The organism is Cellulomonas sp. P24, assembly GCF_024704385.1.
Classification (GTDB): domain Bacteria; phylum Actinomycetota; class Actinomycetes; order Actinomycetales; family Cellulomonadaceae; genus JAJDFX01.
Genome location: NZ_JAJDFX010000002.1, coordinates 2,442,015 through 2,454,369 on the forward strand (window position 1 = coordinate 2,442,015; position 12,355 = coordinate 2,454,369).

At 73.3% G+C, this 12,355-nt stretch carries 12 protein-coding genes; 6 read left to right on the top strand and 6 right to left on the bottom strand.

The window, feature by feature from the left end; genetic code table 11:
* Positions 1-4 precede the first annotated feature (4 nt).
* Entirely contained in the window at positions 5-394 is a 390-nt protein-coding gene (locus LJB74_RS11345) for a DUF4280 domain-containing protein (protein WP_259308633.1), read from the bottom strand.
* A gap of 40 nt (positions 395-434) precedes the next feature.
* Positions 435-962: a septum formation family protein gene (locus LJB74_RS11350; RefSeq protein WP_259308634.1), complete on the bottom strand. Its 528-nt coding sequence runs from the start codon at positions 960-962 to the stop codon at positions 435-437.
* A gap of 324 nt (positions 963-1,286) precedes the next feature.
* On the opposite strand from LJB74_RS11350, the gene LJB74_RS11355 reads away from it, so the two are divergent.
* Both LJB74_RS11355 and LJB74_RS11360 read left to right on the top strand, forming a co-directional pair.
* Positions 1,287-2,288, top strand: a complete 1,002-nt coding sequence (locus tag LJB74_RS11355; protein WP_396125153.1) for a LacI family DNA-binding transcriptional regulator — start codon at positions 1,287-1,289, stop codon at positions 2,286-2,288.
* A 490-nt stretch (positions 2,289-2,778) separates the two neighbouring features.
* A complete protein-coding gene (locus LJB74_RS11360) occupies positions 2,779-2,955 on the top strand; it encodes a translation initiation factor 2 (protein WP_259308635.1) in 177 nt (58 codons plus the stop codon).
* Positions 2,956-2,965: 10 nt separating this feature from the next.
* Here LJB74_RS11360 and LJB74_RS11365 read toward each other — a convergent pair whose 3' ends face one another.
* Positions 2,966-3,181 (bottom strand): DUF2510 domain-containing protein, encoded by a 216-nt coding sequence (locus LJB74_RS11365; RefSeq protein WP_259308636.1) that lies wholly within the window; start codon positions 3,179-3,181, stop codon positions 2,966-2,968.
* 123 nt (positions 3,182-3,304) lie between these two features.
* Between LJB74_RS11365 and LJB74_RS11370 the strand changes: the two genes are divergently transcribed.
* Complete coding sequence (locus tag LJB74_RS11370) at positions 3,305-3,805, top strand: MarR family winged helix-turn-helix transcriptional regulator (protein ID WP_259308637.1); 501 nt, start codon at positions 3,305-3,307, stop codon at positions 3,803-3,805.
* Positions 3,806-3,814: 9 nt separating this feature from the next.
* On the opposite strand, the gene LJB74_RS11375 is transcribed toward LJB74_RS11370, so the two are convergent.
* The gene (locus tag LJB74_RS11375) at positions 3,815-4,837 is read right to left on the bottom strand and encodes an alpha/beta hydrolase (RefSeq protein ID WP_259308638.1); all 1,023 of its coding nucleotides are present in this window, start codon (positions 4,835-4,837) and stop codon (positions 3,815-3,817) included.
* Positions 4,838-5,003: 166 nt separating this feature from the next.
* On the opposite strand from LJB74_RS11375, the gene clpB reads away from it, so the two are divergent.
* The 3 genes from clpB to LJB74_RS11390 are packed head-to-tail and all read left to right on the top strand — an operon-like array spanning position 5,004 to position 10,831.
* Positions 5,004-7,646, top strand: a complete 2,643-nt coding sequence (gene clpB, locus LJB74_RS11380) for an ATP-dependent chaperone ClpB (RefSeq protein ID WP_259308639.1) — start codon at positions 5,004-5,006, stop codon at positions 7,644-7,646.
* A complete protein-coding gene (locus tag LJB74_RS11385; RefSeq protein ID WP_259308640.1) occupies positions 7,643-8,170 on the top strand; it encodes a heme-degrading domain-containing protein in 528 nt (175 codons plus the stop codon). Before clpB ends, LJB74_RS11385 begins: the two co-directional genes overlap by 4 nt.
* Positions 8,171-8,209: 39 nt before the next feature.
* Entirely contained in the window at positions 8,210-10,831 is a 2,622-nt protein-coding gene (locus tag LJB74_RS11390) for a beta-glucosidase (RefSeq protein ID WP_259308641.1), read from the top strand.
* Here LJB74_RS11390 and LJB74_RS11395 read toward each other — a convergent pair.
* Positions 10,818-11,483, bottom strand: coding sequence for a DUF4190 domain-containing protein (locus tag LJB74_RS11395; protein ID WP_259308642.1), 666 nt, complete (start codon positions 11,481-11,483; stop codon positions 10,818-10,820). The two genes, LJB74_RS11390 and LJB74_RS11395, sit on opposite strands and share 14 nt — an antisense overlap.
* On the bottom strand, positions 11,480-12,346 hold the full coding sequence (locus LJB74_RS11400; protein ID WP_259308643.1) for a DUF4190 domain-containing protein: 867 nt from the start codon (positions 12,344-12,346) through the stop codon (positions 11,480-11,482). The genes LJB74_RS11395 and LJB74_RS11400 overlap by 4 nt, the downstream gene beginning before the upstream one ends.
* Between the last annotated feature and the right edge of the window lie 9 nt (positions 12,347-12,355).

A 12,355-nucleotide genomic window follows, 5' to 3' on the forward strand; every position in this document is an offset into this window, starting at 1 on the left:
CCCCTCACGCCTCCAGGGTCTTGACGCTGCCCGGGTTGACGATCTGGATCACGCCGCCGAACCCGCAGGTGCAGCTCGCGCCGAGCGTGAGACCGGGCTTCCCGCCGATCAGCGTCGTCATCGCGCCGCCGACCCACGGGGTGGTGACCGGGATGCACGGCATGGGGGTCAGCACGCCGAGGGCCGCGGCCGTCGCTGCGGCCACCTGCGGGTTGGCGAGGCTCATGCACATGCCGAAGGGCGGGATGTTCATCATCGGGATCGCGTCGGTGATCGCGGCCGCGGGCTTGCCCTCGACCATGACCCGGGCGATCGGCAGGACGTTCAGCGTCGACGGTGCCACCCCGAAGCTGCACTGCAGCATCGCGGTCGCGGTCGCGGCGGGCTTGCCCATGGTGGTCCTCTCGTCGGGACGGCGTGCCGTCCACCCGGCCCTACAGCTTGGATCCCTTCACCGACGACGTCCGCGTCGAGCCCGTCGTGGTGATGATGCACGTGACGTCCCGGTCGTCACCCGCCTGCCACCCGCGTGCCGACGGCAGCAGGTAGGTGAAGAACAGCGACGAGTCGCGGTAGTCGCTGCCGACGTACCCAGCGAACGCGCCGAGGCAGGCGCCGTCCGCGAAGGCCTTCAGGACGGCCTCCCCCGGGTAGGGGGCCGACGTCTCCGAGCCGGCCGGCAGCGGGTAGGCGGCGAGGGCGTAGACCTCCTGCTGGTGGGGCTGGGTGCAGGGGACGACGGTCAGGTTCGTGACCTCGGCGGTGATCGCCTTCGGGGCGACGAGGCAGTCGCCGGGCTTCGCCTTGAGCACCGAGACCACGGTCGTCTTGTCGTTCTTGCCGAAGAACGAGCAGCCGGTGAGCGCGCCGAGGGCCACGGCCGTCGTGGCGATCGCCCCGACGGTGCGGAGGGCGACGGGCGACCGCCTGAGGGGCCGTCCGGTGGTGTCTCGTGCAGTCATGCGCCCTCTCCGGTCGACGTGCCGCGCGGCAGCACGGTGCTCGTCGCGATCGAGGGTAATCGCCCGGCCCGGCGGTTCCCTCCGTAGTCACTGCGGAACTTCACTGCGGTGGCGCGACGTCGGGCGGGTCGCAGGTGACGCGACCAGACGCCCCACGCCTATCCTCGGGGTGTCGGCAGAGCAGCGTCGGCCCGCCGTTCGACGTCGGGCCCGGTGCGGCCGTGCCTCAGCCCGTGATCGCCCGTGGGTCCCGTACCCGTCCTCGTAGCCGGAGATGCCGATGACCTCCCGTCGTACCCGTGAGTGGGGGGTGAGCGCGTGGTGGTGAGTGCGCGTGATGTTGCTCGGGTGGCGGGGGTGTCGGTCTCGACGGTGTCGCGGGCGTTGTCGCGTCCGGGTGAGGTGGCGCCGGGGACGTTGGCGAAGGTGCTCGATACGGCGCGGGGGATGGGGTATCGGCCGAACCTGGTGGCGCGGGGGTTGACCACGGGGCGTACGGGGTTGATCGGGTTGGTGGTGCCGGACATCGAGAACCCGTTCTTCGCGTCGGTGACCAAGGGGGTCCAGGACCGGGCGCGGGCGGCGGGGTTGGCGGTGGTGATCGCGGACTGTGACGAGGATCCGTCGCGGGAGGCGGATCTGGTGCGGGACATGGCCCGTCAGGTCGATGGGATCGTGGTGTGCTCCCCGCGGTCCCCGGACGAGGTGATCGAGGACCTGGCGCGGGAGTCGACGATCGTGCTGGTCAACCGCCGGTGCGGGCAGATCCCGGCGGTGCTGATCGACAACCTGGCCGGGGTGGGGTTGGCGTTGGAGCACCTGCGGGCGTTGGGGCATCGGCGGATCGCCTATGCGGGGGGCCCGGCCACGTCGTGGTCCACGCGGGCCCGGTGGGCTGCGGCGCAGGCGTTCGCGACCGCGCACCCGGACACCGACCTGGTGGACCTGGGGTCCTTCGCGCCGTACGTGTCGGGGGGTGTGGCGGCCGGGGACCTGCTGATCGCCTCGGGGGCCAGTGCGGTCCTGGCCTACAACGACCTGGTCGCGTTCGGGCTGCTGGACCGGTTGGCCCACCGCGGGGTCAACGTCCCCGGCGACATCTCGGTCGTCGGGGTCGACAACATCCCCATGTCCGCCCTGGTCTCCCCCGCCCTGACCAGCGTCGGCATCCCCCTGGTCAACTGCGGACGCGCCGGGGTCGACCTCCTCGTCGCCCGCCTACGCGACCCCCAGACCCCCCCGACCCACCACCACGACCTGTCCTTCCAGCTCGTCGTACGCGACTCCACCGCCCCCCACCACACCACCCTGCGCCACACCGCCTGACCCACCCCACCGCCCGGCCACCACACCGACCGGCGCATCGCGGCGCGGCGTGCGGCGACAGGCAGCGGCGCGTCCGGCGCGGCGCCGTCCGGACTCGTGACGACTCACGGCTCGTGGCGGTGGGCGTCGTCGTCCTCCTCCTCGAGCTCTTCCTCGAGCTCCTCCTCCGGGGCGTCCTCCAGGTTCTCGTCGAGTCCGGGGCGGTCGTCGAAGAACTCGGTCATGGCCGTGCGCTCCTTGGTCGGCACCTCACCGGCACCGCCGGGACGGCGGACCGTGATTCCACGCTAGGCGCCGTCTTCGGCGGGCGCGCGCCGGGTGCGTCGCCCGGCCGGTCGCCGACGCCGCCGTCGCGGCCCAGGACGACCGCGCGCGGACGTGCCGAGTGGCGACGCCCGGCCTACCGTGGAGGCATCGGGTCGCGGAGCTCCGCGGCCCGCCGACATCGACGGGCACCGGACGCGCGGTGCCGAGAGGTGGTGGCAGGTCCATGACGTCCGACCAGGTCAAGGAAGCCGAGAAGAGGCTCGCGGACGCGGCCAAGGCGGCGCGGATCGAGCTCGAGAAGACCGGCACCCCGGACTACGACTCGCGTGCGCACCAGCGTGCGGTCGAGGAGGAGCGCAACGCTCAGGAGGCTCTCGAGCAGGCGCGGGCGTCGGCCTGAGCCGAGGTGCTCAGGCGGGTCGGTCGGTCCCGAGGCCCGAGGTCTCCCAGAAGTACGCCGCGGAGGTGCTCCCTTGGGTCGGCAGGGTCGGGAGCGTCACCGGAGGGGCGGTGGTCGGCTCGGCGAGCGTGTGCGGTGTCCAGCGGTCGCCGTCGAAGTAGCGGAGCACCCCGGGCGCGTGCGGGTCGGGGTACCACCCGGTTCTCGCTGTCGTCGTGCCCATCATGCGTGCATCATCGGCGGCCGAGGCCGGAGACTTGACCTCCGACATGTGAAAATCTTCTCATTTCGCCCAGCGGATCCTGTGAACCTCCCCTCGACGTGAGCCTGCCGACCGTAGTCTGACGAGATGGACGAGCCGTCTGACGAGGTGGACGAGCCGCGATGGCTCGACGACCGTGAGCGTGAGGCATGGCTGTCCCTCACGGCGCTCATGCTGCTGCTCCCGGCCGCGCTCGACGCCCACCTCATGCACGAGGCGGAGCTCACGGGCTTCAGCTACTTCGTCATGGCGATGCTCTCGGAGGCTCCGGGGCACGCGACCACGATGAGCGACCTGGCGGTGCGGTCGCACGCGTCGCCGTCGCGGCTCTCGCACGTGGTGACCTCGCTCGAGGCGCGCGGGTGGGTCGAGCGGCGGCGCTGCAGCCACGACGGCCGGGTCGTCCACGTCTCGCTCACCGAGGCAGGCTGGGAGTCGCTGGTCGCGATCGCCCCGCGGCACGTCGCCAACGTCCGGCGCCTCGTCTTCGACGCCCTCGACGAGGACGACGTGGTCCGGCTCGCCGAGATCGCGACGAAGATCCGGCGCGTGCTCGACCCCGAGCGGACCTTCGGCCCGTCGCACTGACGGGCGCCGTCAGTCGCGCGTCGCCTCGGGGACGTGCTGCGCCGCCCAGGCGAAGACCGCGTCGACGTAGCGCGTCCGGGCGGGTTCCGGCGAGAGGGCGAGGTCGTGGATCCCGTCGGGGACGCGGGTGAGGGTCACGTCGGCACCGAGCCCGGGTGTGCGGGCGGCGATCTGCTCGACGTCCAGGACGGAGTCGGTCCGGGTGATCGCCTCGTGCCAGCGGTCGTCGGGCCCGCTCGCGGTCGAGCAGCAGACCAGCACGGGGACGTCGATCGACAGCCCGGCGGCCACGGCGAGGTGCCCGCGGTGGATGGCCCGGAGCCAGGCGGCTCGCACCGGGAAGCCGGCGAACGGCTTCCAGCGGAGGTCGTAGTCCCACGCCCCGCCCGTGCTCACGTGCAGCGACCGGCCGTAGTCCGGGCCGAGCCTCCCGACGATGCGCTGCGGCATCCACGGGCCGAGGGCGTCGATCAGCCGGACCGCGATCGTCCGCTCGAACCAGCTCCCCTGGAGGTCGAGCCAGGGGCTGTTGAGGACGACGGCGTCGACCCAGGGCGACGTCGGCGAGCCGGCCGCCCGCGGGTGACGGTCCGCCCAGAGGGCGGCAGTCAGCCCACCGGCCGAGTGACCGAGCAGGACGACGACGTCGTGCCGGTGCTCGTCGCGGATGATGCGCAGCGCCTCGTCGATCTCCTCGTCGTACGTGCGCAGGTCGGTGACGTAGTTCGGGACCTGCCCGCGGCGCAGCGAGCGACCGTACCGGCGCAGGTCCAGGGCGTAGAAGTCGTACCCTCGCGCGACCCACTCGGCGGCGTGCTCGGCCTGGAAGAAGTAGTCGACGAACCCGTGCACGTAGAGCACCGCTCGCGAGGACCCGTGCACCGGCGTGCCGTCCGGTCCGGCGCGGTGGACCAGGGTGGCGACGGTCTCGGGCTCGCCGTCGGGCGCGAGCGGGAGGGTGCGGGCGACCCAGTCGCCGCCGAGCACGTCGGGGGAGGTCAGGTCGGCGGCGGTCTGCGCGTCATCGGGCATGTGCCGATCGTGCCACGGGTGATGCGTCCCGTCGTCGGGTGGTGCACCCTGCTCGTACGCCGTCACCCGGGCTGGCCGATCAGAGTTGAGCGGAATACGCTCAAGTCTGGTGCAGTTGGCACGATCAGCACCCTCGAGCACCCCTCAGCACCGACAGGAGAACCCGGTGGACCTCAAGTTCACGACCAAGGCGCAGGAAGCGATCGGTGACGCCATCCAGCAGGCGTCCGCGGCCGGCAACCCGCACCTCGAGCCGACGCACCTGCTCAGCTCGTTGCTGGCGCAGGAGTCGGGGATCGCCGGCGGGCTGCTCGACGCCGTCGGGGCCGACCGGGCGGCGATCGGTCGCCAGGTCCGGGCCGAGCTCGTCGGGCTCCCCCGCGCGTCGGGGTCCTCGGTCGCCCAGCCGACCGCGTCGCGTGCCATGACGGTGCTCATCGACGCGGCAGGCCAGGAGGCGCGCGCCCTCGGCGACGAGTACGTCTCGACCGAGCACCTGCTGCTCGGCATGGCTGCGGGCGAGTCGTCCGCCGCGCGGATCCTCAAGGCTGCGGGCGCGACCCGCGAGGCCCTCGCCCAGGCGCTGCCGAGCGTGCGGGGGAACACGCGCGTGACGTCGGCCAACCCCGAGGGCACCTACAAGGCCCTCGAGCAGTACGGCGTGGACCTCACCGAGTCGGCGCGCGAGGGTCGCCTCGACCCGGTGATCGGCCGGGACAACGAGATCCGCCGCGTCGTGCAGGTGCTGTCGCGCCGCACCAAGAACAACCCGGTGCTGATCGGCGAGCCGGGCGTCGGCAAGACGGCCGTCGTCGAGGGCCTGGCCCAGCGCATCGTCGCGGGCGACGTCCCGGACTCCCTCAAGGGCAAGCGGCTGATCTCGCTCGACCTCGGCGCCATGGTCGCGGGCGCGAAGTACCGCGGCGAGTTCGAGGAGCGGCTCAAGGCCGTCCTCGAGGAGATCAAGGGTTCCGAGGGTGAGGTCGTCACCTTCATCGACGAGCTGCACACCGTCGTCGGGGCCGGCGCCGCCGAGGGCAGCATGGACGCGGGCAACATGCTCAAGCCCATGCTCGCGCGCGGCGAGCTGCGGATGGTCGGCGCGACGACGCTCGACGAGTACCGCGAGCACATCGAGAAGGACGCCGCGCTCGAGCGTCGCTTCCAGCAGGTGTTCGTCGGGGAGCCCAGCGTCGAGGACACCGTCGCGATCCTCCGGGGCATCAAGGAGCGGTACGAGGCGCACCACAAGGTGACGATCTCGGACGCCGCCCTCGTCGCCGCGGCCGCCCTGTCGCACCGGTTCATCCCCGGTCGGCAGCTCCCGGACAAGGCGATCGACCTGGTCGACGAGGCCGCGTCGCGCCTGCGCATGGAGCTGGACTCCTCCCCGGTCGAGATCGACGCCCTGCAGCGTGCGGTGACCCGGCTCGAGATGGAGGAGGTCGTGCTCTCCGAGGCGGCCGAGTCCGGCGACGCCGCGTCCGCGGACCGGCTCGAGAAGCTGCGGGCGGACCTCGCCGACCGCCGCGAGGAGCTCGCAGGTCTCACGGCCCGCTGGGAGGCCGAGAAGGCCGGCCACAACCGGGTCGGCGAGCTCCGCAAGACCCTCGACGAGCTGCGCACCGCCGTGGAGAAGGCCATCCGCGAGGGCGACCTCGAGTCGGCAGGTCGGCTCCAGTACGGCGAGATCCCGGCGCTGCAGAAGCAGCTCGCGGCCGCGGAGGCGGACGAGCAGGCCGGCGACGAGCTCGAGCTCGGCGCGCGCCCGGCGGTCGCGCCGATGATCGCCGAGAAGGTCGGTCCCGACGAGATCGCCGAGGTCGTCTCCGCGTGGACGGGGATCCCGGCCGGGCGCCTGCTCGAGGGCGAGAGCCAGAAGCTGCTGCGCATGGAGCAGGTCATCGGCTCGCGGCTGATCGGGCAGTCCCGCGCGGTCGCCGTCGTGTCCGACGCGGTGCGTCGCTCGCGTGCCGGGATCTCGGACCCGGACCGGCCCACGGGGTCGTTCCTGTTCCTCGGCCCGACGGGTGTCGGCAAGACCGAGCTCGCCAAGGCCCTCGCGGACTTCCTCTTCGACGACGAGCGCGCGATCGTGCGCATCGACATGTCCGAGTACTCCGAGAAGCACTCGGTGGCGCGACTGGTCGGTGCCCCTCCGGGGTACGTCGGGTACGAGGAGGGCGGTCAGCTCACCGAGGCCGTGCGCCGTCGGCCGTACTCGGTCGTGCTGCTCGACGAGGTCGAGAAGGCGCACTCCGAGGTCTTCGACATCCTGCTGCAGGTGCTCGACGACGGTCGGCTCACCGACGGCCAGGGCCGCACGGTCGACTTCCGCAACGTGATCCTCGTGCTGACCTCGAACCTCGGCTCGCAGTACCTCGTGGACCCGACGCTCGACGACGCCGCGAAGCAGGCCGGGGTCATGTCGATGGTGCGGTCGTCGTTCAAGCCGGAGTTCCTCAACCGGCTCGACGACGTCGTGATCTTCGACGCGCTCTCGCTCGGCGAGCTCGGCCAGATCGTCGACCTGCAGGTCGCGCGGCTCGCCGAGCGCGTGCTCGAGCGGCGGATCACGCTCGAGGTCACTCCGGCCGCGAGCGAGTGGCTCGCGATCGAGGGCTACGACCCGGCGTACGGGGCGCGGCCGTTGCGTCGGCTCATCCAGCGGGAGATCGGTGACCAGCTCGCCCGGCTGCTCCTCGCCGCGGCGGTGCACGACGGCGACACCGTGGTCGTGGACCACCCGGAGGACGCCGCCGGGCTGTCCCTCGCGGTCGAGGCACGTCCGGTAGCGTCGGTGGGATGACCGACGACGACGTCCCCCGCACCGAGAACGCCACACCCGAGCCGGTGCCCTTCAGCTCGGCGGCCCTGCTCGCGGAGCTGCTGGGTCAGCAGGCGCGGCTCGTGCTCCCCCGGTTCGACTACGTCGAGGGGGCGCGCCTCGGTGGGGTGATCGCCGCGCTCGCCGAAGGTCGCGGGCTGCCCGTCGTCGTCCGGGTCGAGGCCGAGACGCCCGCCGGGCCGCACATCGTGTTCCAGCGGGCGTTCCCGGGCAGCTCGCCCACGAACGACTGGTGGATCGGCCGGAAGTTCGCGGTGGTGCGGCGCTTCGGCGAGGCGTCGTTCACGGTCGGCACCCGGTTCCGCGTCGAGGGCACGACCTTCGAGGAGTCCTCGGGCCTGGACGAGGAGACCTACGCCGCGCACGGCGGCGCGTTCCCGCTACGGGTCGGTGACGAGATCGTCGGGATCGTCGGCGTCTCCGGCCTGCCGCAGCAGGAGGACCACGCTCTCGTGGTCGAGGGGCTCACGACGTACCTGCGGTGAGACCGCGCACCGGGCGACGAGACGAGAACGAGGCCTTCGATGACCGAGAGCACCGACCGCACGACCGACACCCTCGGTGACGAGCAGCTCGACGCGCTGGTGGCCCGTCTGACGCTGCCGCAGAAGGTCCGCCTCCTGACCGGGGCGGACTTCTGGTCGCTGCACGCGGAGCCGGCCGTCGGCCTGCGCACCGTCGTCGTCTCGGACGGGCCCTCGGGGGTGCGCGGCGCGGTCTGGGACGAGCGCGACCCGTCGCTGAACCTGCCCAGCGCGACGGCGCTGGCAGCGACCTGGGACGTGGACGTCGCCTACCGCTACGGCGTCGCGATGGCCCACGAGGCCCGCCGCAAGGGCGTCGACGTGATCCTCGGGCCGACGATCAACCTGCACCGCAGCCCGCTCGGCGGCCGCCACTTCGAGGCGTACTCCGAGGACCCGCTCCTCACTGCGGACCTCGCCGAGGCGTTCGTCCGCGGCGTCCAGGACACGGGCGTCGGCGCGTGCCCCAAGCACTACGTCGCGAACGACTTCGAGACGGACCGCTTCACCGCGTCCGTCGAGGTCTCCGACCGCGCCCTGCACGAGCTCTACCTCGCGCCGTTCGAGCGCACCGTGACCGGCGCCGGGACCTGGACGGTCATGAGCGCGTACAACGCCGTCGCCGGAGTCACGATGAGCGAGAGCGACCTCCTCGCCGAACCGCTCAAGGGGACGTGGGGGTTCGACGGCGTCGTGATCTCCGACTGGACGGCGGTGCGGTCGCTCCGCTCGGCCGCGGCCGCCCAGGACCTCGTGATGCCCGGACCGGACGGGCCGTGGGGCGACGCGCTCGTCTCGGCCGTCGAGAGCGGCGAGATCTCTGCGGCCGCCGTCGACGACAAGGTGCGCCGACTGCTGCGCCTCGCGGCACGCGTCGGTGCGCTCGCGGGCGCGGAGCCCGCCGTCACCCCCGTGCCGGCGACCGGGGCCGAGGCAGCGGCCGGGGTCGCGCTCGCACGCGAGGTCGAGCAGCGCGGCATCGTCCTGGTGCGCAACGACGGCGTCCTCCCGCTCGGTCGCGCCGACGCGGCTGAGGGCACCCCGGGCGGGCACCCGGTCCCCGCACGCGCGACCCACGACCGGGTGCCCCCCGCCCGCATCGCGGTGATCGGCCAGAGCGCGCTGCGTCCCCGCACCCAGGGCGGTGGTTCCGCGACGGTCGTGCCCGAGTCGACCGTCTCGCCGCTCGACGGCCTGCGCGCCGCACTGCCCGGTACCGCGTTCACCTACGCCACCGGCGCGATCGTGCACGACGGCGTGCAGCCGTTCGCCCTCGCGGACATCCGTCACCCGGACTCCGGGGAACCCGGCGCCCGCGTGCGCTTCCTCGCCGCGGACGGCACGGTCGTGCTCGAGGAGTCCCGCCGGGCGACGGACCTCATGTGGCTCGGCAACGCGCCGGTCGCCGCGAGCCTCGAGCTCGTCACGGACCACACCCCGTCGACCTCCGGGCCGGTCGAGCTCGGCTGGGCGGTGATCGGCCGCACGACCCTCGAGGTCGACGGCGCGGTCGTCCACGAGGCCACGTTGACCGTCGACGCCGCAGACGTCGGCGCGGCCCTGATGGCGCCGCCGAGCACCACGGTGCGGGTCGACCTCGAGGCCGGCCGCACGTACCGCCTGCGGTGGTCGCACCCGCTGACCGGCGTCCCGTCGATGCCCGACGGGACGGACCTCCCCGGGGTGCTCGGCTTCACCGCGGGCTGGCGGCCGTGGGTCGAGTCGGCCGAGACGCTCCTCGAGGAGGCGCGTGACGCCGCCCGGGACGCCGACGTCGCGATCGTGGTCGTCGGGACCAACGAGAAGGTCGAGTCCGAGGGCTTCGACCGGTCCGACCTGCGGCTGCCCGGACGCCAGGACGACCTCGTCCGCGCCGTCACCGCGGTCAACCCCCGCACGGTCGTCGTCGTGAACTCCGGCTCGCCCGTCCTGCTGCCGTGGCGTCAGGACGCCGCCGCGGTGCTGCTCACGTGGTTCGGCGGGCAGGAGTACGGTCACGCGCTCGCCGACGTGCTCACCGGGGTCGTCGAGCCCGGCGGGCGGCTGCCCACCACCTGGCCCGCGCACGAGCACGACGTCCCGGTGCTCGACGTCACCCCGCGCGACGGCGTGCTGCGCTACGACGAGGGCCTGCACGTCGGGTACCGCGCGTGGCTCCGCGCGGGGACGGAGCCCGCCTACCCGTTCGGGTACGGCCTCGGGTACACCACGTGGACCTACGACGCGGTCCGGGTCGTCGGCCCGGTTGGCGACGCGTCGGGGGCCGACGGCGCGCGACGTGTCGAGGTCGACGTGACGAACACCGGTGCACGTGACGGACGGGAGGTCGTCCAGGTCTACCTGACCCGGCCGGGGTCCGCGGTCGAGCGCCCGGTGCGCTGGCTCGCCGGCCACGCGACGGTGACGGCCGGGCCCGGGGAGACGGTCACCGCACGGATCGGGCTCCGGGCTCGGGCCTTCGAGCACTGGGACGGCGCCGGGTGGTCGACCGAGCCAGGGGAGTTCACGGTCGTCGTCGGCCGCGATGCGTGGTCCGACGAGCTCGAGACGACCCTGGTCGTCCAGGCCGTCGTCCAGGTGTTCGTCGACGGGGGTGTCGCGGGGACGCTCAGGGAGCCGTGACGGTCCCGTCAAGGAAGGACCCGGTCACCGGCTTCCCGAGCGTCACGAGGCACAGCCCGGTGCGGTCGCCGCTCTCCCAGGACGCGAGGGTCGGCGCCCACACGACGGCACGGACCCCGGCCGACTCCTCGGCTGCGGTGAGCTGGCAGGCGTGCGCGACGCGGTCGTCCACCCGCTCCTGGCCCGGCCACACGTCCGTCGCACCGAACGCGTAGGTCGTGACGACCTCGGCGGCGTGCGGCTCCCGGCACGGCAGGACGGTCACCCGCGTGATGTCGCCGTCCGCCGGAAGCTCCTCGACGCAGCTCCCGGTGCGCAGCTGGCCGACGTAGGCCGCGCGTGCCGAGGTGAGGGTCTGCGGCAACGGCCGGGTGGCCTGCCAGGTCAGCAGGCCGGCGACGCTCCAGATCCCCCCGAGCAGGGTCCAGACCGTCCCGAGGACGATGCCCGCGACCGCGAGGCCCTTGCCGCGGGTGGCGCCCCGCCGGATCCGCCCGAGGGCGGCGATCCCGAGACCGAGGGCGACCGGCCCGAGGGTGATCACCCCGGCCACCAGGGAGTTCACCGCCAAGAGGTCCCGCGGCGGTGCGGGTGGCTGCCAGCCGGGCGCGTAGTACGCGCCGGGGTCGGGTCGCGCGGGCGGCGCGGTCACCGCACCGATCCGGCTGCCGAGCCGAGGAGTGCGCTCGCGGAGGTGCCGAACGAGACGGTGCCGGAGTGCGTCGTCATGTCGCCCGTCGCGAGCGCCATGACGAAGCCGATGACGACCAGCGCGAAGAACAGGATGCCGAGAGAGCCGAGGACGATGCCGGCGATCGCCATGCCCTTGCCGGCGTCACCCGTGCGAGAGATCTGGCGCATGCCGATGATCCCGAAGATCAGCCCGAGGATCCCCGCGGCCCCGGCCGTCACGATGCCGGCCAGGCCGAGGACCAGCGCGGCGATCGCCATCCCGTTGGTCTTCTGCGGCTGCGCCCACTGGGCGCCCGGGGCGTACGTGCCGGACTGCGGGTACGAGGTGTACTGCGGCGCGGCGTACTGCTGGCCGTACGCGGGTTGCCCGTACGCCTGCTGCCCGTACGCCTGCTGCCCATACGGTGCGGCGGGGGCACCGTAGGACTGCTGGCCGTAGGACGCTGCCGTCGGGGCCGCGTACGTCTGCGGGTCGTACGCCGGGGTGCCGTACGCCTGCTGCCCGTACGGTGCCGGTCCGGGCGCTCCGTAGGCCTGCTGCCCGGACGGGTCCAGAGGTGACTCGACGGGCGCCGCGGCGGCGTCGGGCGCACCGAGGCCGGGCTGCGGCGACCAGGACTGCTGTACCGGAGGAGTGGCAGGCGCATCCGGCATCGTCGGTCCACCCGCCTGCTGACCACCCGCCTGCTGACCCCCCGTCCCCGGGAACCCGTTGCCGCCCCCCGACGGAGCACCCGTCACGGGGTCCGTCCCCGGGGCAGGCGCGGCGTACGGGTCTCGTGCGTTCTCGCCCGGCGCGGTCCACGGGTCAGGGGTCGTCATGCGTGCAAC

What these genes read in the sequence shown, in the direction of transcription:
- LJB74_RS11345 (WP_259308633.1), bottom strand. Translation starts at nt 394, where the DNA reads ATGGGCAAGCCCGCCGCGACCGCGACCGCGATGCTGCAGTGCAGCTTC.
- LJB74_RS11350 (WP_259308634.1), bottom strand. Translation starts at nt 962, where the DNA reads ATGACTGCACGAGACACCACCGGACGGCCCCTCAGGCGGTCGCCCGTC.
- LJB74_RS11360 (WP_259308635.1), top strand. Translation starts at nt 2,779, where the DNA reads ATGACGTCCGACCAGGTCAAGGAAGCCGAGAAGAGGCTCGCGGACGCG.
- LJB74_RS11365 (WP_259308636.1), bottom strand. Translation starts at nt 3,181, where the DNA reads ATGATGGGCACGACGACAGCGAGAACCGGGTGGTACCCCGACCCGCAC.
- LJB74_RS11370 (WP_259308637.1), top strand. Translation starts at nt 3,305, where the DNA reads ATGGACGAGCCGTCTGACGAGGTGGACGAGCCGCGATGGCTCGACGAC.
- LJB74_RS11375 (WP_259308638.1), bottom strand. Translation starts at nt 4,837, where the DNA reads ATGCCCGATGACGCGCAGACCGCCGCCGACCTGACCTCCCCCGACGTG.
- LJB74_RS11385 (WP_259308640.1), top strand. Translation starts at nt 7,643, where the DNA reads ATGACCGACGACGACGTCCCCCGCACCGAGAACGCCACACCCGAGCCG.
- LJB74_RS11390 (WP_259308641.1), top strand. Translation starts at nt 8,210, where the DNA reads ATGACCGAGAGCACCGACCGCACGACCGACACCCTCGGTGACGAGCAG.
- LJB74_RS11400 (WP_259308643.1), bottom strand. Translation starts at nt 12,346, where the DNA reads ATGACGACCCCTGACCCGTGGACCGCGCCGGGCGAGAACGCACGAGAC.